The sequence below is a fragment of the Burkholderia sp. SIMBA_062 genome, assembly GCF_046534765.1.
GTDB classification, from domain to species: Bacteria; Pseudomonadota; Gammaproteobacteria; order Burkholderiales; family Burkholderiaceae; genus Burkholderia; species Burkholderia ambifaria.
Genome location: NZ_JAWRYD010000001.1, coordinates 18,676 through 37,279 on the forward strand (window position 1 = coordinate 18,676; position 18,604 = coordinate 37,279).

The 18,604-nt window shown below is 66.7% G+C and carries 14 protein-coding genes and 1 pseudogene; 9 read left to right on the plus strand and 6 right to left on the minus strand.

Going from position 1 to position 18,604, the window contains the following annotated elements; translation table 11 throughout:
• The first annotated feature begins 328 nt into the window (after window positions 1-328).
• The 4 genes from SB786_RS00105 to gshA all read left to right on the plus strand — a co-directional run bounded on the left by SB786_RS00105 (window position 329) and on the right by gshA (window position 5,851).
• Window positions 329-1,453, plus strand: a complete 1,125-nt coding sequence (locus SB786_RS00105) for an ISAs1 family transposase (RefSeq protein WP_410725647.1) — start codon at window positions 329-331, stop codon at window positions 1,451-1,453.
• A 232-nt stretch (window positions 1,454-1,685) separates the two neighbouring features.
• The gene (gene ada / locus SB786_RS00110; RefSeq protein WP_410725648.1) at window positions 1,686-2,777 is read left to right on the plus strand and encodes a bifunctional DNA-binding transcriptional regulator/O6-methylguanine-DNA methyltransferase Ada; all 1,092 of its coding nucleotides are present in this window, start codon (window positions 1,686-1,688) and stop codon (window positions 2,775-2,777) included.
• Window positions 2,774-3,748 carry a DNA-3-methyladenine glycosylase family protein gene (locus tag SB786_RS00115; RefSeq protein WP_410725649.1) on the plus strand — a complete coding sequence of 325 codons (975 nt, stop codon included), beginning with the start codon at window positions 2,774-2,776 and terminating at the stop codon, window positions 3,746-3,748. The genes ada and SB786_RS00115 overlap by 4 nt, the downstream gene beginning before the upstream one ends.
• A gap of 489 nt (window positions 3,749-4,237) precedes the next feature.
• Window positions 4,238-5,851 carry a glutamate--cysteine ligase gene (gene gshA, locus SB786_RS00120; RefSeq protein ID WP_410725650.1) on the plus strand — a complete coding sequence of 538 codons (1,614 nt, stop codon included), beginning with the start codon at window positions 4,238-4,240 and terminating at the stop codon, window positions 5,849-5,851.
• Window positions 5,852-5,940: 89 nt separating this feature from the next.
• On the opposite strand, the gene SB786_RS00125 is transcribed toward gshA, so the two are convergent.
• Entirely contained in the window at window positions 5,941-6,258 is a 318-nt protein-coding gene (locus tag SB786_RS00125; RefSeq protein WP_410725651.1) for a DUF4148 domain-containing protein, read from the minus strand.
• 565 nt (window positions 6,259-6,823) lie between these two features.
• Between SB786_RS00125 and SB786_RS00130 the strand changes: the two genes are divergently transcribed.
• Entirely contained in the window at window positions 6,824-8,464 is a 1,641-nt protein-coding gene (locus SB786_RS00130; RefSeq protein ID WP_410725652.1) for an L-lactate permease, read from the plus strand.
• Window positions 8,465-8,581: 117 nt separating this feature from the next.
• Here the strand turns inward: SB786_RS00130 and SB786_RS00135 are convergent, their stop codons facing one another.
• Window positions 8,582-9,490, minus strand: coding sequence for a LysR family transcriptional regulator (locus SB786_RS00135; RefSeq protein WP_410725653.1), 909 nt, complete (start codon window positions 9,488-9,490; stop codon window positions 8,582-8,584).
• A 228-nt stretch (window positions 9,491-9,718) separates the two neighbouring features.
• Here SB786_RS00135 and SB786_RS00140 point away from each other — a divergent pair, with 228 nt between their 5' ends.
• Window positions 9,719-11,890 (plus strand): phosphocholine-specific phospholipase C, encoded by a 2,172-nt coding sequence (locus tag SB786_RS00140; RefSeq protein ID WP_410725654.1) that lies wholly within the window; start codon window positions 9,719-9,721, stop codon window positions 11,888-11,890.
• A 163-nt stretch (window positions 11,891-12,053) separates the two neighbouring features.
• Window positions 12,054-12,779, plus strand: a complete 726-nt coding sequence (locus tag SB786_RS00145; RefSeq protein ID WP_410725655.1) for a phosphonate utilization associated transcriptional regulator — start codon at window positions 12,054-12,056, stop codon at window positions 12,777-12,779.
• Between the two features lie 26 nt (window positions 12,780-12,805).
• Here the strand turns inward: SB786_RS00145 and SB786_RS00150 are convergent, their stop codons facing one another.
• The 4 genes and pseudogenes from SB786_RS00150 to SB786_RS00165 form a co-directional block, all read right to left on the minus strand.
• Window positions 12,806-13,078 carry a hypothetical protein gene (locus SB786_RS00150; RefSeq protein WP_410725656.1) on the minus strand — a complete coding sequence of 91 codons (273 nt, stop codon included), beginning with the start codon at window positions 13,076-13,078 and terminating at the stop codon, window positions 12,806-12,808.
• On the minus strand, window positions 13,075-13,521 hold the full coding sequence (locus SB786_RS00155) for a hypothetical protein (protein WP_410725657.1): 447 nt from the start codon (window positions 13,519-13,521) through the stop codon (window positions 13,075-13,077). Before SB786_RS00155 ends, SB786_RS00150 begins: the two co-directional genes overlap by 4 nt.
• Window positions 13,522-13,800: 279 nt before the next feature.
• A complete protein-coding gene (locus SB786_RS00160) occupies window positions 13,801-15,189 on the minus strand; it encodes an FAD-dependent oxidoreductase (protein WP_410725658.1) in 1,389 nt (462 codons plus the stop codon).
• 123 nt (window positions 15,190-15,312) lie between these two features.
• A pseudogene (locus SB786_RS00165) lies at window positions 15,313-15,732 on the minus strand (2-aminoethylphosphonate--pyruvate transaminase); the annotation flags it as partial.
• A 136-nt stretch (window positions 15,733-15,868) separates the two neighbouring features.
• Here SB786_RS00165 and phnA point away from each other — a divergent pair.
• Both phnA and phnY read left to right on the plus strand, forming a co-directional pair.
• Window positions 15,869-17,107, plus strand: coding sequence for a phosphonoacetate hydrolase (phnA, locus tag SB786_RS00170; RefSeq protein ID WP_410725659.1), 1,239 nt, complete (start codon window positions 15,869-15,871; stop codon window positions 17,105-17,107).
• Window positions 17,108-17,135: 28 nt separating this feature from the next.
• A complete protein-coding gene (gene phnY, locus SB786_RS00175; RefSeq protein WP_410725660.1) occupies window positions 17,136-18,590 on the plus strand; it encodes a phosphonoacetaldehyde dehydrogenase in 1,455 nt (484 codons plus the stop codon).
• Window positions 18,591-18,604 lie beyond the last annotated feature (14 nt).

The window sequence follows — 18,604 nt, forward strand, 5'->3', positions numbered from 1 at the left end:
CAGGCACTCCTTCACGGATGGCGTGCACCGAGTGTAGACCGCGCCGGCGCTGGATGCCGGAACGCGCACCGATCGACGGACGAAAAAAAGCCCGTTCACGCAGAGCGGAACGGGCTTAATCCATATCAGGAGGAGACATGGAGGAGACAGTTCCAACTATACACACGGCGATGGTGCGTTGCAATATTCCGAGTGTAAAAAATGGTCAGGACGGCGATTTGTCGCCAGGGCAATCGCATGAAGGGGCGTTAACAATCAAGGAGTTACAGACGGGGTTGTAAACCGAAGCGAATCAAGCGTTTACTACTATCTTTTGCGGAGGCACCGGATGGAGGAAACGCAAGCCCTGAGCATCGAAGACGCGTTCGGCGAGTTGCGCGATCCGCGAAGTCGAACGCCCTCCCACGACTTGTCAGAGATGCTGGTCGTGGCGCTGTGCGCGATTCTGTCGGGGGCCGATAGCTGGGTGGCCATTCAGATCTGGGGGGAAGAGAAGCTGGAGTGGCTACGCGGCTACGTGACGCTGCGCAACGGCATCCCGTCTCACGACACGTTTGGCCGGGTGTTCGCTGCTCTGAACCCGCGTCAGTTCGAGGCGTGCTTCACACGCTGGATGAGCCGTGCGTTTCCAACCCTGTCCGGTGAGGTCATTGCGATCGACGGCAAGACGGTGCGCGGCTCGCATCGCAATGGCGAGCGTGCCATCCACCTTGTTTCGGCCTTTGGAAGCGGCTTGGGCGTTGTATTGGGGCAGGTGCGCACGGCCGACAAAAGTAACGAGATCACGGCCATTCCGGAGTTGCTCGATGCGCTGCTGCTCAAGGGCGCGATCGTGACGATCGACGCGATGGGTTGCCAGCAAGCGATTGCCCGGCAACTGGTCACGAATGGTGCCGATTATGTGTTGGCGGTCAAAGAGAACCAGCCGACGCTGCTGGTGGAAATTCGCTCGACGCTTGAAGCCATCGATCGCCTCCATCGCGCTGATCGATGGGACTGTTCGAGCGAATATCGGGAAGTCGAGAAGGACCACGGCCGGATCGAAACGCGTCGTTGCCTGGTCAGTGACGTGATGAACACATGGCGCGCGGCCGCCCTCTGGCCGGGCATGCGTTCGATCGCGATGGTCGAGGCCACACGCGAGATCGGCGATACGGTATCCGTCGAGCGTCGGTATTACGTGAGCAGTCTACCGCCCGATGCGGGGCGGATCGCGCATTCGGTGCGCTCGCACTGGCGGATCGAGAACTCGATGCACTGGGTGCTCGACGTGGCGTTCGGCGAAGATCAATGCAGGGTGCGGGTCGAACATGCGGCGCAGAACTTTGCCATTCTGCGTCGCATCACGATGAACCTGCTGCGCAAGGATACGCAAACCAAAGCGGGGCTCAAAATCCGCCGGCTCAAGGCCGCCACCAGCGATAACTATCGCGCCCAACTCCTTGGCTGGTAAGCCCCTTCATGCGATTGCCCTGGATTTGTCGCAGCCGCACTGCAGCAAAAGGGTGACGGGAAGATGACGAAAGTGGCGTCCGGGCCGCGCTCGCGCCGCTTTTCGTCCGATCGACCGATTTGGATGCGTCCCCCGTTTTGCCAATGCGAATCACAGAGCAAGATTCAGGGCGCGACGGCCCATGCCGATGTCTAGAGTAGGCACCATCTACACTAGAGAGTGCGAGGTTCAGATGAAAACCGCCTATCCGACCGACGATACCCGCTGGGGCGCCGTGACCGCCCGCGATCCGCATGCGGACGGCGCGTTCTTCTATGGCGTGCGCACGACCGGCGTGTTCTGCCGCCCGAGCTGCGCGTCGCGGCTGCCGCGGCGCGAGCATGTGTCCTTCTTCGCCGATCCGGCCGCGGCGCGCGCGGCAGGCTTTCGTCCGTGCAAGCGCTGCCAGCCGGAGGGGCTGCCGCGCGAGCTCGACATCGTCAATCGCGCATGCGCGGCGCTCGACGCGCATCCGGAGCGGCTCACGCTGCAGCAGTTGAGCGATGCCGTGCACGTGAGCCCGTTCCACCTGCAGCGGCTGTTCAAGCGCGTGGTCGGCGTGTCGCCGCGGCAGTACCAGGCCGCGCAGCGCGGCGCTGCGCTGCGCGAGGCGCTGCAAAGCGGGCAACCGGTCACGCAGGCGGCGGTCGACGCGGGTTTCAATTCGCCGTCGCGGCTCTACGCATCGGTGCCGCGCGAGCTGGGGATGGCGCCGTCCGCGTTCCGTCGCCAGGGCGCCGGCCTGCGGATCGACTATGCGACCGCATCGACGCCGCTCGGCACGGTGCTCGTCGCCGCGACCGAACAGGGCATCTGCCGGATCGCGTTCGGCGACGAACCGGCGCCGCTCGTCGACGAACTGAAGGACGCGTTTGCGCGCGCCGAGCTGGTCGAAGCGCCGTCGCGGCTCGCGCCGTTCGTCGCGCAGATCCGCGCGTACCTCGACGGCACGCGGCACGCGTTCGACCTGCCGCTCGACATCGCGCCGACCGCGTTCCAGCAGCGCGTGTGGGAAGCGCTGACGCACATCCCGTACGGCGAAACGCGCAGCTACTCGGAGATCGCCGAGGCGCTCGGCTCGCCGGGTGCGGTGCGCGCCGTCGCATCGGCCTGCGCGTCGAACCCGGTCGCGCTCGCGATTCCGTGCCATCGTGTCGTGCAGAAGGGCGGCGCGCTCGCCGGATATCGCTGGGGCGTGCGCCGCAAGGCGACGCTGCTCGCGTCCGAGGCGCGCCGTGTGCGCGACGATGAAACCGAAGCCGTTGCGGAGGGCAACGCAGTTTGAGCATCGAAATAACCACGATTACGTCGATCGCGAGCGGGGGTCAGGTGCCGCCGTCCGCGCAGATGGCGCTGCGCTTCAAGGCGCCGTACGACTGGGCGCGCGTGCTGCGCTTCTTCAGCGGACGTGCGATTCCGGGTGTCGAACAGGTCGTCGACGGCGTGTATCGCCGCATCGTCGATCTGAACGGCGACGCGGGCCGCCTCACCGTCACGAAGCATCCGCGCCGGCATTGCCTGATCGCGACGGTCGAAGGGGCGGCCGCGCGCCATGTCGACGACGCATTCGCGCGTCGCGTCGCGTCGATGTTCGATCTCGGCGCCGATCCGGCCGCGATCGGCGGCGGCCTGGCGCGCGACCCGTGGTTCGCGCCGCTCGTCGAGGCCGCGCCGGGGCTGCGCGTGCCGGGCGCCTGGTCGGGGTTCGAGCTCGCGGTGCGCGCGATCGTCGGCCAGCAGGTGAGTGTGAAGGCGGCCACGACGATCGTCGGACGGCTCGTCCAGCGGGCCGGCGAGCGCGTCGTGGACGACGACGGCATGCCGGCGCCGGATGGCGCGCCAGCCTGGCGTTTCCCGACGCCGGACGCGCTCGCCGCATGCGATCTCGAGAAGATCGGGATGCCCGGCAAGCGGGCCGCGGCGCTGACGGGCATGGCGCGCGCGGTGGCGGGCGGCCACGTGCCGCTCGATCCCGCGCAGGCCGACCTCGGGACCTTGCGCCGCGCGTGGCTCGATCTGCCCGGCATCGGCCCGTGGACCGTCGAATACATCGCGATGCGTGCGTGGCGCGACCCCGACGCGTGGCCCGCGTCGGATCTCGTGCTGATGCAGTCGATCGCCGCGCGCGATCCGTCGCTCGACCGGCTCGCGAGCCAGAAGCACCGTACCGAAGGCTGGCGTCCGTGGCGCGCGTATGCGGCGCTTCATCTGTGGAACGACGTGGCGGACCGGGCAGGCGGCGCGCGCGGCGGATGACGGTCGGGGCGGCGGGCCGCCCGCAGCGCGAGCGGGCAACGCCGCGATGCAACCCGCGGCGGGCGCGGGTCCGACAGCGATCGGTCGGGCGTCCTCACGGTTGCGACGGCTGACGGAGATCAAGCCGCAACGCCGCCGGTCACCCGCGGCGTACGGTCGACTGAGCGTCGACGATATCGCAGGCGGGTTCGGCTGCGGGGGTTGCACCTGTCGGCGCTGCCTCGCACACCGTTCGAACCGTTCGCGTTCCGTCCGACGAATTTCACATGATCGCCGCGTCCGGTGGTGCCGACGACCGTCGGGCACGCCCGCTGCGATCGTCGCCATCGGCCCGCCCGGCGGCCCGCTGCGGCGGGCGCGCACCGCGCAAAGCTACCTCAAGCGCGTGTTTCGGCGAGATGTTAAAGTGCCCGCTACCAACGAAGCGACCAATAATCCAGCCGGCCGCGCGCGGCGTTCCGCGCGCGTCCGTCACGCACTTGCGTCTCCATGTCGAACACCATGACTCACCGCCAGTCCGAACTGCTGCTGAATCGTCTCGAAGCGCTGAGCTCGGGCCCGACGCGGCAGCATCTGCCCGACGGCCTGCGCGGCATCGAAAAGGAAAGCCTGCGCGTGACGCGCGACGGGATGATCGCGTTTACGCCGCATCCGCGCGCGCTCGGCTCGGCCCTCACGCATCCGTCATTGACCACCGACTATTCCGAAGCGCTGATCGAACTGATCACGCCGGCGGAGCCCGATGCGTCGCTCACGCTCGAACGCCTCGACGATCTGCACCGCTACGTGTATGCGTCGCTCGGCGACGAGATGCTGTGGAACGAATCGATGCCGGGCCTGTTGCCGGCCGACGATGAAATCCCGATCGCCGACTACGGCACGTCGAACATCGGCCGCCTGAAGACGGTGTACCGCCGCGGCCTCGCGCATCGCTACGGCCGCACGATGCAGTGCATCGCCGGCATCCACTACAACTACTCGCTGCACGAGGAAGTGTGGCGGCGCCTGCATGCGGACGAAGGCTCGACGGCCACGCTCGTCGACTACCAATCGGAGCGCTATCTCGCGCAGATCCGCAACTTCCGCCGTCGCAGCTGGCTGCTGATGTACCTGTTCGGCGCGTCGCCCGCGCTCGACACGAGATTCCTGCGCGGCAAGCCGCACAAGCTCGACACGTTCGATGCCGACACGCTGTACCGGCCGTATGCGACGAGCCTGCGGATGAGCGACCTCGGTTACTCGAACACGACCGCGCAGGCCGCGCTGCACGTCGACTACAACACGCTGTCCGGCTATCTCGACGCGCTGTCGACGGCCGTGAGCGAGCCGTATCCGCCGTACGAGGCGATTGGCACGCATCGCGACGGCGAATGGATCCAGATCAACACGAACGTGTTGCAGATCGAGAACGAGTTCTATTCGACGATCCGTCCGAAGCGCATCACGTATTCGGGCGAGCGTCCGCTGCATGCGCTCGCGTCGCGCGGCGTGCAGTACATCGAAGTGCGCTGCCTCGACATCGATCCGTTCGAGCCGACCGGCATCGCGCTCGAGACCGCCCGCTTCATCGATGCGTTCCTGCTCGCGTGCGCGCTCGACGAGAGCTCCGCGCTCGACTGCGACGCGTACAAGGAAGCAAATGCGAACTTCGCGAGCGTGACGATGGACGGCCGCAAGCCGGGGCTCACGCTGATGCGCGACGGCGAGGCGGTCACGCTGCAGGCATGGGCGGACGACCTGATGGCCGATATCGAAACCGTCGGGCGCCGTCTCGACGAGATCCGCGGCGGCGACGAGCATGCACGTGCGATCGCCGCGCAGCGCGAGAAGCTTGCCGATCCGGAGCGCACGCCGTCGGCGCGCGTGCTGCGGGAGATGCGCGAGAACGGGCAGTCGTTCCTCGCGTTCGCGCTCGCGCACAGCGAAGCGCATGCCGCGCATTTCCGTGCGAACCCGCCGTCGGCGGAGACGATGCGCGCCGAGCAGGCGCTGGCGGCGAAGTCGCTGGCCGAGCAGGCCGAGCTGGAAGCGAAGGAGGCCGGATCATTCGACGCGTTCGTCGCGGCCTATCGCGCGTATACGCTGAACCGCTTCAGCGTTTGATGGCGGCAACCCGCTGCGCGTCGCGCGGCGGGTAGCCGGCTGCGGGCCGGCTGGTCGCGTATTCACGCGCCCGGCCCGGTTCACCCGCTTCAGTGATGCGCGTACGTGTCGCGATCGACCGCGTGCGGCAGCGCCGGCTTCCCCGATTCCACGTTCGCATGGCCGTCGCTGCCGTAGCCGGCCGCGTCGCCGCGCGCCTGTGCGGCACGCTGCATGATCGCCTGCATGTTTTGCGGGAAGTCGGGACTGCTGGCGAGACTCGTCCGGTAGCCGGCGGCCTGCAATTCCACGAGTTCCTGGCGTACTTCCCCGCGCGTCAATGTGGACGCGGCGTGGGCCTGGGCCTGGGCGGCGATAGTCGAGCCGACCAGCAGCAACGTGCAGGCCGCAAGCTTCATGGTTTTCATCGTGTTTGCTCCGTGAGTCTCCGGAGCCGCGCCGTCGTCGGCACGGGCGGAATCGATGCAGCGAGTCTAGGCTTCGGACGCCAAACGAAACACCCCGCCCGCCATCAGTCACCTTTGCCGGTTGAGCAACATTGCGGCGGGCGGCTTGCTGGCGCACGTGTCAGCGGGCCGCCGGCCGCCGGTCAGCATGCGGGGGGGCGCCGTGTATCGGCGCCACGCGCATCGGGCTTGCCCTCCTTGTACAAGCGCGATGCGCCTCCTAACCTCTTTTAAGCGACCGATCGGTCGGCGCCGCGGCATGGTTGCATGCGCAAGCGTCGGACGGTTTTCGCCGCCGTGGAACGGACGTTTGATACGGGCCGGGGTGTGCTTAGGCGCCAGGGCGCCTACTTCGGTGGACCGAAATGCATGGCGGGGGAGTAAGCGCTGAAGCGCTAACTCCCGCCGACCGCGAAGCATGGGACAGGAGTAAGCGCTAAAGCGCCGACTCCCGCCGACCGCGAAGCATGGGACAGGAGCAAGCGCCAAAGCGCTAACTCCTGCCGACACGGAGACACGAGACACGATGAATCCCACCGCAGCCCTACCGCCCGGCATCCTGTTCGCGCAGCCGTTGACGCCCGTCGCCAACTCGCTGCTCCTGTCGTTCCTCGTCGCGGTGATCCCGATCGCGGTCGCGCTGATCGCGCTCGGCGTGCTGCGCCGGCCGGCGTGGCAGGCGTCGCTGGCCGGGCTCGTCGCCGGCCTCGCGGTCGCGATCGGTGCGTGGGGCATGCCGGCCGGCCTCGCGTTCAACGCGGTCGGCGCCGGCATGGCGCTCGCGCTCGTGCCCGTGATGTGGATCGTGTTCAACGCGTTGCTGCTGTACAACATCGCGGTGAAGTCGGGCCGCTTCGACCAGTTCCGGCAGTGGATGCTCGACAACCTGCCCGACGACCGCCGCCTCGTGCTGCTCGTCGTCGCGTTCTCGTTCGGCTGTCTGCTCGAAGGGATCTCCGGCTTCGGCACGCCGGTCGCGATCACCAGCGCGCTGCTGATCGCGCTCGGCTTCCCCGCGCTCGAAGCGCTCACCTACACGCTGCTGTTCAACACGGCCCCGGTCGCGTTCGGCGCGCTCGGCGTGCCGATCACCGTGCTCGGCGCGGTCACGTCGCTGCCGCCCGCGACGCTCGGAGCGATGGTCGGGCGGCAACTGCCGTTCTTCGCGCTGCTGCTGCCGTTCTACGTGGTCGGCGCGTACGGCGGCCTGCGCTCGATCTCGAAGCTGTGGCCCGCGCTGCTCGTGTCGGGCGCCAGCTTCGCGATCGCGCAGTTCGTCACGTCGAACTTCCTCGGCGACCAGCTCACCGACGTGCTGTCGTCGCTCACGTCGCTGATCGTCACGATCGGCTTCCTGCAAGTGTGGAAGCCGCAGCCCGATCCGCAGTACGCGCTCGCGCGCAGCGTGCCGGCCACGGCCGGCGCCGCGCGCGCGGGCTTCGGTGGCTGGCTGCCGTGGCTCGTCGTGTCGGTGGTCGTGATCGTCTGGGTGCACGCGAACATCGCGGCGATCGGCGACGTGAAGATCAAGTGGCCGGGCCTGCACAACGCGGTATTCGTGTCGCTGTACCACAAGCCGTATGCGGCGATCTGGGACTTCCAGCCGCTCGGCACCGGCACCGCGATCCTGCTGTCGGCCATCATCACGGCCGTGTTGACGCGCACCGGCGTCGGCGCGTTCTTCGAATGCGTGATCAAGACGTGGCGGCAAACATGGATCGCGATCGTCACGGTGATGATGATCGTCGGGCTCGCATACCTGCTGAACTACTCGGGGATCAGCTACACGCTCGGCACCGGCGTCGCGTCGACCGGCGCGTTGTTCCCGCTCGTGTCGGCATCGCTCGGCTGGATCGCGGTGTTCCTGTCCGGCAGCGACACGTCGGGCAATGCGCTGTTCGGCAACCTGCAGGTCGTCGCCGCCCGCCAGCTCGGCCTCGATCCGGTGCTGATGGCCGCGACCAACTCGTCGGGCGGCGTGATGGGCAAGATGATCTCGCCGCAGAACATCGCGACGGGCGTGTCGACGACCGACCTGAAGGGGCAGGAAGGCGTCGTGTTCGCGCGCACCTTCTGGCACAGCGTGATTCTCACGCTGCTGCTCGGCGTGCTGGTGTTCCTGCAGCAGCACGTGCTGACGTGGATGATCCCCGCGCTGCCGAAATAACGCGCGTCGGGAAGCAACAAGGCACGAGCTCGACAACGAGGGGAGGCGCGGGAAAAGCACCGGAAAGGGCACGGAAGTGCGACGGGCAATACGCGAAACCGGTGAACGCGCGGCGGCTCAGCGCGCGTTCACGGGCCGCGCCGCGAGCGTCGCGTCGTGCGTGGCCGGCTGTGTCCGCAGGATGCACGCGAGGAACGCATCGATCGCGGGGCTCTGGCGGCGCGCCTTCAGGTAGTACACGTATTCGTCGATCGTCGTGTCGACGCCTCGCAGCGCGACGACGCGCAGGTCCGGATGGCGCTCGGCCTCGCCGCGTGGAAACAGGCTCCCGCCCACGCCATGCAGGATCGCCTCGCGGATCGCTTCGCGGCTGCCGATCTCGGCGACCGACGTGGCCGCGACGCCGGCCGCCGCGAGGATTGTCTCCGTGCAGCGGCGCGTGACCGACCCTTCCTCGCGGATCAGCAGCCGCACGTCGGCGAGCTGCGCGGCGTCGATCGCGTCGAAGCGCGCGAGGGGGTGATCGCGATGCACGACGAGCACGAGCGGATCGGTGGAGATCACCTTGCGTTCGAGGCCGTCCGCGTCATTGCGCTGCGACGACACCGCGAGGTCGATGCGGAATTCCTGCAGCGCCTGCAGGATTTCCTCGGAATTGCCGATCCGGCACGTGAGCGCGATCGACGGATGCGCGTGCGAGAAGCGGCCGACCGCGTCCATGATGTAGTACGGCCCCGTCGCGCCGATCCGCAGATGGCCTTCGAACAGGCCGCCGACGTTGCGCAGCATGATGTCGGCCTGCGCCTCGAGCGCGATCATCTTCTCGACGAGCGGCAGCAGCTCGATCCCGGTCTCGGTGACCTCGAGCTTGCGGCCGCTGCGGTAGAACAGCTCGACGCCGTACACCTGCTCGACCTGCCGGATCTGCGCGGCGATCGTCGGCTGGCTCACGCCCAGATGGCGCGCGGCGCGCGTGATGCTGCCCTGCCGGACGGTCGCGTGGAACGCCTTCAGCTGATCGAACACGACTCGGCTTCTCCCCCCTCTTCATCGCGCGTCAGCGTAGCGTACGCATGTGTCGGCCGGATGAAAGGCGCGTCGTGCGCCGCTTCGAAAAAAAGCTGGGGGTAAGCGCAAGAAACCTGCTGGAACCGGTCACGGCCGGGACATGCCGGTGCGGACTAATAACGGCAACGCACGACCGCCGGCCCAGTTCGACCGGCGCCACCCTTACCGACCCACAGGATCCTCTTCATGTCCGCCACCAATCGACGCGATTTCCTGCGCCTCGCCGCCCAGTCGGCCGGCGCGATGGCCGCCTACGCCGGCTTCCCGCCCGCGATCCGCAAGGCGCTGGCCATGCCGGCCGCGTATCGCACCGGCACGATCCGCGACGTCGAACACGTCGTGATCTTCATGCAGGAGAACCGCTCGTTCGACCACTACTTCGGCGGGCTGCGCGGCGTGCGCGGCTTCAACGACCCGCGTCCGCACCTGCTGCCGAGCGGTGCGCCGGTGTGGCAGCAGCCGCCGGCGTCGGTGTTCACGAAGAACTACCATTCGCGCGGGCTCGACCCCGCCGCGCCGTACGTGCTGCCGTTCTACCTCGACCCGAAGCAGACGACCGAATTCCAGCCGGGCACCAACCACGGCTGGAGCAGCGGCCACCTGTCCTGGAACAACGGCCAGTGGGACCAGTGGGTGAACCAGAAGCAGGACGTGCTGACGATGGGCTACCTGAAGCGTCAGGACCTCACGTACCACTACGCGCTCGCCGACGCATTCACGATCTGCGACTCGTACTTCTGCTCCGCGCACGCGGACACCGCGCCGAACCGCATCTACCTGTGGACCGGCACGGTCGACCCGCGCAACATCTACGGCAACGCGTCGAACGGCCCGGGCATCGGCGAGCGCAACAACGTCAACGGCTACACGTGGACGACCTACGCCGAGCGCCTCGAGGACGCGAAGATCAGCTGGAAGGTGTACCAGGGCGGCACCGGCATTCCGGGCGATCCGACCGACAACTACACCGACAATTCGCTGATGTTCTTCAAGCGCTTCCAGGTGAAGGAAGGCGCGAGCGGCCCGCTGGTCGACAAGGGCGCGTCGGACCACACGCTCGCCGAGCTGAAGGCCGACGTGCAGGCGAACCGGCTGCCGCAGGTATCGTGGATCGTGTCGCCGTACAAGTACAGTGAGCACCCGCAGGCGTCGCCGACCGACGGCGCGTTCTACATCAACATGGTGCTCGAGGCGCTGACGTCGAACCCCGAGGTGTGGGCGAAGACGGTGTTCATCCTCAACTACGACGAGAACGACGGGCTGTTCGACCACGTCGTGCCGCCGGTGCCGCCGGTCACGAGCGGCGTGGGCGGCCAGGGCATCGTGTCATCGAATCTGCTGTCGAACCTCGGCGACGAACTGCTCGACCTGAACAAGTATCCGGGCGAGATGAGCCCGCTGGTGCCGGGCGCGGACCCGGGCGGCCTCCAGCCGATTGGCCTCGGGCCGCGCGTGCCGCTGATCATCATTTCGCCGTGGACGAAGGGCGGCTGGGTCTGCTCGGAGACGTTCGATCACACGTCGGTGCTGCGTTTCCTCGAAGCGCGCTTCGGCGTGAAGGAGCCGAACATCAGCGCGTGGCGCCGGTCGGTCTGCGGCGACCTCACGTCGGCGTTCGATTTCTCCGCGCGCCCCGATACGCGCACGGTGAGCTTCACGGTGCCGCAGCACATCGCCACCGCCGGCCACGCGTATCAAGTGCCCGCGCAACAGTCGATGCCGGCGCAGGAGCCTGGCACGCGTCCGGCGCGCGCGCTGCCGTACGAGCTGTTCGTGCATGCCCGCGTGAACGGCCGCGACGACAGCGTGTCGCTCGATTTCGCGAACTCGGGTGACGCGGGCGCCGCGTTCTACGTGTACGACCGCCGCAATCCGGCGACGCCGCCGCGCCGCTACGCGGTGTCGTCGCACGACCGCTTCGCCGATACCTGGAGCACGTCGGCCGCGCGCGGCGACTACCATCTCGCCGCGTATGGCCCGAACGGCTATCTGTGCGAGTTCCAGGGCAACACGCGGCTGGCCGCGGACGGCAGCCACGCGAACCCCGAGGCGAAAATCGGCTACGACGTGCGCAATCGCCACGTGTATCTGCAGTTGCGCAACAGCGGCCGCGCGGCGTGCCGGGTGGTCGTCGACAACGCGTACAGCCATGCGCATGCGCGCACCTACACGCTGGAGCCGGGCGCGCGCGTCGAGGATCACTTCGAGCTGTCGTCGAGTCACGGTTGGTACGATCTGACGATGACCGCGACGACGCTGCGCGGCGGCGACGACAAGGTCGTGCGCCGCTTCGCGGGCCACGTCGAGACGGGCCGGCCGAGCCAGAGCGACCCGGGGCCGGTGAAGCAGACGGCCTGACGGCGGGGCTTGGGGCGCGCGCGGTTCGGTGCATTCATGCCGGCCGCGCGGTTGGCTTTTGGAAACTGAAAACTGTTGACAATATTTCGGACCGAGGGTATATAACGATCGTTCGCCGATATGGCGCCCTCGTTCTCCCCGCAGCTGCGCTGCCTGCCCGACCATGACCGCCCCGACCGCCCTCAACGCCATCGAACTCCTGCAAAGCCAGTCGCTCGCGATGATCGTGCAGGACATGCTCGAGCGCGCGATCGTGTCCGGCGAATACGCGCCGGGCGAGAAGCTCAACGAAGTCGATATCGCGACCAGGCTGAACGTGTCGCGTGGCCCCGTGCGCGAAGCGTTCCGCGCGCTCGAGCAGGCCGGGTTGCTGCGCAACGAGAAGAACCGCGGCGTGACGGTGCGGGTCGTGCCGCTGCGCGAGGCCGAGGAAATCTATGAAGTGCGCGCGATGCTCGACGAGTCGGTCGCGCGTGCGCTCGCGAAGCGCATTTCACCCGACACGCTGAAGGTGCTGAAGGGCATCATCCAGTCGATGAAGCAAGCCGCGAAGGCGCACGACGTCACGCGCTACACCGAGCTGAACGTGCAGTTCCACGACGCGATGGTGGTCGGCGTCGGCAATACGCACCTCACCGATACCTATCGCCGGCTCGTGCGCCAGCTCGGGCTGCTGCGCCAGGCCGCGATCGAGGCGGAAGAGGATGCGATCGCGGTGTCCGCGGCCGAGCACGACAAGATCGTGCAGGCGCTCGCGAGCGGCGACGAGGAGAAGGCGGTTGCGCTCGTGCGCGAGCACGTCGCGCACGGCCTCGCGCGGATGCGCCGCACGCATGAGCAGGGGCTGCCCGCGACGGGCACGGCGGCGCGCGAGAAAGCTCGCGCGTGAGCGGCCGTGTTATTTGTCACCGCTGATCACTTGCCGCGCTGTTTATCGAAGAAATCGTCCAGTACCCAGCCCGTTCCGGATTTGCAACGCACCTGGGTGTATGCATAAACCTTTGCAACCCGATCCGTCACGGGGACGCAGGACTCACCTTTCCTGACCGTAAAGATCGGATGGGTTCTGTCGTCGTTTGGTTCGGCGAAGGCCGGCATGTCCTGAAGCGCCGTCCAGTTCTCGTCTCTATATTTCGAGCACGCGCTGACCATTACGGCGAGTGCGGCTAATAGAAAAAAGCGCATCATTTCTTCGGATATCGTCGAATTCCAATCAATCGCTTCGAATGGCGCAAGCCGATCATCAAATCTGCAGGCGCTATGATACCCGGCAGCTGCCATCTCGGGTCGTAAGCCAGAATGCCTGCCTTGCCAAGGATTTCAGCAATATTCGATGAGCAGTTATTGTCGACTAGGGAGTAGTGCCTGTTTTCCAGGCGCCTCTTTTTTATCTCGGAAGTGATGATTGCCTTTTCACTCTCGGTGGTGTTGATGAGATAACCGATCGTGTCGCGACGCATCTTGGTCTGCTGGCGATCAAGATAACGCGAGAGGTTATCGACGTCCCATCCCGGATGCGCTTTGCCGTACACGATGCCGTCGATTGCGATCGCGGCATGTCCGAACTGGGATCCCCTGGAGATTGATCGAGCGTCACTAATCAAAATTTCAATAGTTGGCGACGTATGCATTGGGATGTGGCAGATGTGCTTTTTTATCGAGGGCGCAACATCCTATCAAGTCATTGAGCGCTGTAAAATCGAGATGCTTGATTGGGGAAATGAGAAAAATACCTCGAAGCGAGTATCTATTCCGATCGAAATTGAAATGGGGCGTGTTTTGTCGATTTTCAATTATTCAGAGATGGGCTTGCATATTTTTGAGAAAGGCGGAGTTGGGCGCGCGAGTCGTCGGTGCACTGGTCTTGCGAGGCGCTCCCGTTTTTCCCCCCATCGCATTGCGCCCGTCGGTCACCCCTTGTCGGCCTTCCCCGCGGCGCTCGCAAACTTCGCAAGCCACGTGTCGACGGCCGCCGGCCGCCGGTTCTCGTCTTCCGCACGCTCCTTGCGGCGGATCGCATTGCGCACGACGTGCGCGCCGACATAGCGGATCGGCTCCGGCGGGAAATGGCCGAGCGGGCCGCGCACGATCGGGCTGCGCGTCCACGCGTTGTCAAGGCCGAGCACCAGCGACGACAGGATCTGCCCGCCCATGTAGGTCGGCCCGACGCCATTGCCCGAATAGCCGAAGCCGTAGAACACGTTCGGCGCGTCGTCGAGGCGGCCGAAGAACGGGAGGCCCGTCACCGAGCGGTCCGACGGACCGTTCCAGCTTGCAGTGACCGGCACGCCCGCGAGCGACGGGAAGAATTCGCGCAGGCTCCGCGTGAGCTGCGCCTCGTACGGCGAGCGCTGGTCGAACACCGGCGCGATGCGGCTGCGCCAGGAGAACGTATTGCCGCCCTTGCCAAGCATCAGCCGACCGTCGGCCGTCGTGCGGTAGTAGTACACGAAGATCCGCGAATCGAGCACCGACACGCCGTCCACGAGCCCGGTCTTCTCGAGCAGTTCCGGGCATTTCTCGGTGATGACCATGTCGCTCGACACGACCGCGATCGTGCGTTCGAACTGCGGGAAGCGGCTCGCCATCCACGCGTTGATCGCGAAGACCAGCTTGCCCGCGCGCACGCTGCCCGACGGCGTGCGCACGACGGCCGGCTGCCCCGGCGTGAAGTCGACGAGCGGCGTGCGCTCGTGGATCCGGATCCCCATGTCGAGCGCGACGCGGCGCAGCCCGCGCACCAGCTTGCCCGGATGCACGGTCGCGGCGATCGGCGAGTACACGCCGTCGAGATTGCGGGCCGAGCCCGAGCGGCGCGCGACTTCGGCGGCCGGCAGCGGTTCGTAGCTGTGGATGCCGCACGCGGCGAGCGCGTCGAGCACCGGCGCGAGCGTGCCGATCTGCGCGCGCGACGTCGCCGTGTACAGCGTGCCGTCGAGCCGCAGTTCGGCATCGATGCGATGCGCTCGGCAGAAGTCGGCGATGTGCTGGACGGCCGCCTCCGACGCCTTCACGAGCCGGATCGCTTCCGCTTCGCCGAACAGCCGGCGCAGCGTCAGGAATTTCGCGGACCACGTGAGCAGGCACCCGCCGTTGCGCCCGCTCGCGCCGGCGCCGCACAGGTCGGCTTCGAGTATCGCGATGTCGAGCGCCGGGTTCTGCTGCTTCGCCTGGATCGCGGTCCAGAGCCCGGTGAAGCCGCCGCCGACGATACAGACGTCGGCCTGCGTCGCGCCCTGCAGCGGGGGGGCGAGGTCGCCGTCGTTGAACAGTGCTTGTTCGATCCAGAAGGGTCGCATTGGGTGTCGTGCCGGTAAGAGTCGGGTTGCCGTGCCGCGCACGGCGGGAAAACGAAAGCGAAACCGGCGCACGGCGACGCGCGGCGGTCGGCAGCGCGCCGCGATGCGGCCGGGCGCGTCGCGTCAGGCCGACGCTTCGGCGGACACGCGGCGCACGCCCATTGCCTTCAGCGTGTCGGCGATCGCAGCGACCGCGCCCGGAATGCCGGCTTCGCCGAAGTGGCCGATGCAGCCGACGCGGAACGTGTCGACTTCGGGCCGCTTGCCCGAATACGGAATGTAGCCGCGCTTTTTGACCTCCTGATAAAACCGCTTGAAGTCGTCGTTCGGATCGTCCGGCGCGTGGAACGCCCGGAAGCCGAACACGAGCATCCCGTCGATCAGCGCGCGATAGTTGCGCGGGTAGCGGCCGCCGCGCGCGGTGAGCCCGCCTTCGTCGACGTATTGCGCGACGGCCGCGTCGAGCGCCGCGACCACCTGCGTCGGCGCCGTGAAGCGCCATCGCGTCGTGCGCTGCATGTACGCCCACTGCTCGTACAGATCGTCGTGCTTTCCCATTCTGCCGTCTGTTCTCTGCCTATTGTTGACAATCTACAAATCATCAACTTTAATGTCAAGCATGGAAAACAACCCCCGCGGCGCGGCGCAACCCCTCTTCGAACCGAATGGAATGAACGTCATGACTGAAACGCCTGTATCCGTGGAAGTGAACGGCCGTCGCTACAACTGGATGAGCCGCCCCGTGGTGGTGGTCTGCGTCGACGGCTGCGCCTATGAATATCTCGAGATGGCGGCCGAGGCCGGCGTCGCGCCGTTCCTGCGCACGTTGCTGAAGCCGGGCACGGCGCTCAAGGGCGAGTGCGTGGTGCCGAGCTTCACGAACCCGAACAACCTGTCGATCGTTACCGGCGTGCCGCCGGCGATCCACGGGATCAGCGGCAACTACTTCTACGATCGCGACACCGGCGCCGAGGTGCTGATGAACGATCCGAAGTACCTCGTCGCGCCCACCGTGCTCGCCGCCTTCGCCGAGCGGGGCGCGCGCGTCGCGGTCGTCACCGCGAAGGACAAGCTGCGCCGCCTGCTCGGCAAGGGGCTCAAGGGCATCTGCTTCTCGTCGGAGAAGGCCGACGAGGCAAGCATCGAGGAAAACGGCATCGACAACGTGCTCGAGCTGGTCGGCAAGCCGGTGCCGAGCGTGTACAGCGCCGACCTGTCGGAATTCGTGTTCGCGGCCGGCGTGCGCCTGCTGGAGACGCGGCCGATCGACCTGATGTACCTGTCGACGACCGACTACGTGCAGCACAAGTGCGCGCCCGGCACCGACGGCGCGAACGCGTTCTACCAGATGATGGACACGTATCTGAAGCGGCTCGACGCGCTCGGCGCGATCGTCGCGATCACGGCCGACCACGGGATGAACGCGAAGCACGACGGCGAGACCGGCGAGCCGAACGTGATCTACCTGCAGGAGCTGTTCGACGCGTGGCTCGGCCACGACGCGGCGCGCGTGATCCTGCCGATCACCGACCCGTACGTCGTGCATCACGGTGCGCTCGGCTCGTTCGCGACCGTCTACGTGCCGGATTCCGCCCAGCTCGACACGCTGCGTGCGCGGCTCGCCGCGGTGGACGGCATCGAGGTCGTGCTGACTGGCGCCGAAGGCTGTGCGCGCTTCGAGCTGCCGCCAGAGCGGATGGGCGACCTGATCGTGATCTCGAAGCAGGACGTCGTGCTCGGCACGCGCCGCAGCAAGCACGACCTGTCGGGGCTCGACGTGCCGCTGCGCTCGCACGGCGGGATCTCCGAGCAGATCGTGCCGCTGATCTTCAGCAAGCCGGTCGCGACTGCCGTCACGGGCCGCGCGCGGCTGCGCAACTTCGACATCATCGACATCGCGCTCAACCATCTGCAGTGACGCGGACGTATCCGCCGGGGAGATACTCATGAACGCCATTGCAGGATCGACGGATGTCCGCGAGCTTCATCGTGAAGCATTGCGAATCGACGGTGAAAGGATCCATCGTGACGCGGTGATCGAGGTGCGCAACCCGTACGACGGCTCGCTCGTCGGCACCGTGCCGAGGGCGACGCTCGACGACGTGCGGCGCGCGTTTGCGGTCGCGCGTGCGTACCGGCCGTCGCTCACGCGCCACGAGCGCGCGGCGATCCTGCGCCGCGCGGCCGACATCGTGCGCTCGCGCACTGCCGAGATCGCGGCGCTGATCACGGCCGAGGCCGGGTTGTGTCTGAAGGATTCGACGTATGAAGCCGGACGCGTCGCCGACGTGCTCACGTTCGGCGCGGGCGAAGTGCTGAAGGACGACGGACAGATCTTCTCGTGCGATCTGACGCCGCACGGCAAGAAGCGCCGCGTGTACACGCAGCGCGAGCCCCTGCTGGGCGTGATTTCCGCGATCACGCCGTTCAACCATCCGATGAACCAGGTCGCGCACAAGGTCGTGCCGGCGGTCGCGACCAACAACCGGATCGTCGTGAAGCCGTCGGAGAAGGTGCCGCTGTCGTGCTACCTGTTCGCGGACATCCTGTATGAAGCCGGCCTGCCGCCGCAGATGCTGCAGGTGCTGACCGGCGACCCGAAGGAAATCGCGGACGAACTGATCACGAACCCGGCGATCGACCTGATCACGTTTACCGGCGGCGTGTCGATCGGCAAGTCGATCGCGTCGCGGATGGGCTACCGGCGCGCGGTGCTCGAGCTCGGCGGCAACGATCCGATCATCGTGATGGAGGATGCCGATCTCGACGAGGCGAGCACGCTCGCCGTGTCGGGTTCGTACAAGAACTCGGGGCAGCGCTGCACCGCGATCAAGCGAATGCTCGTGCACGAGGCGGTGGCCGATCGCTTCACCGAGCTGGTGGTCGAGAAAACCCGTGCGTGGACGTATGGGAACCCGGCCGATCCGTCGGTCGACATGGGCACGGTGATCGACGAAGCGGCCGCGAAGTTCTGCGAGCAGCAGGTGAACGACGCGATTGCGCGCGGGGCGCGGTTGCTGGTCGGCAACGTGCGCGACGGTGCGCTGTACTCGCCGACCGTCATCGATCGCGTGACGCCCGACATGCCGGTCGTGAAGTACGAAACGTTCGGCCCCGTATCGCCGATCATGCGCTTTCGCGACATCGACGAGGCGATCCGGATGTCGAACAGCACGGACTATGCGTTGTCGTCATCGGTCTGCACGAACCGCTTCGACAGCATCACGCGCTTCATCACGGAGCTCGAGGTCGGCAGCGTGAACGTGCGCGAGGTGCCGGGCTACCGGCTCGAACTGACGCCGTTCGGCGGCGTGAAGGATTCTGGCCTCGGCTACAAGGAAGGCGTGCAGGAAGCGATGAAGAGTTTCACGAATACGAAGACCTATTCGCTGCCCTGGTAAGCAGCACTGCACGT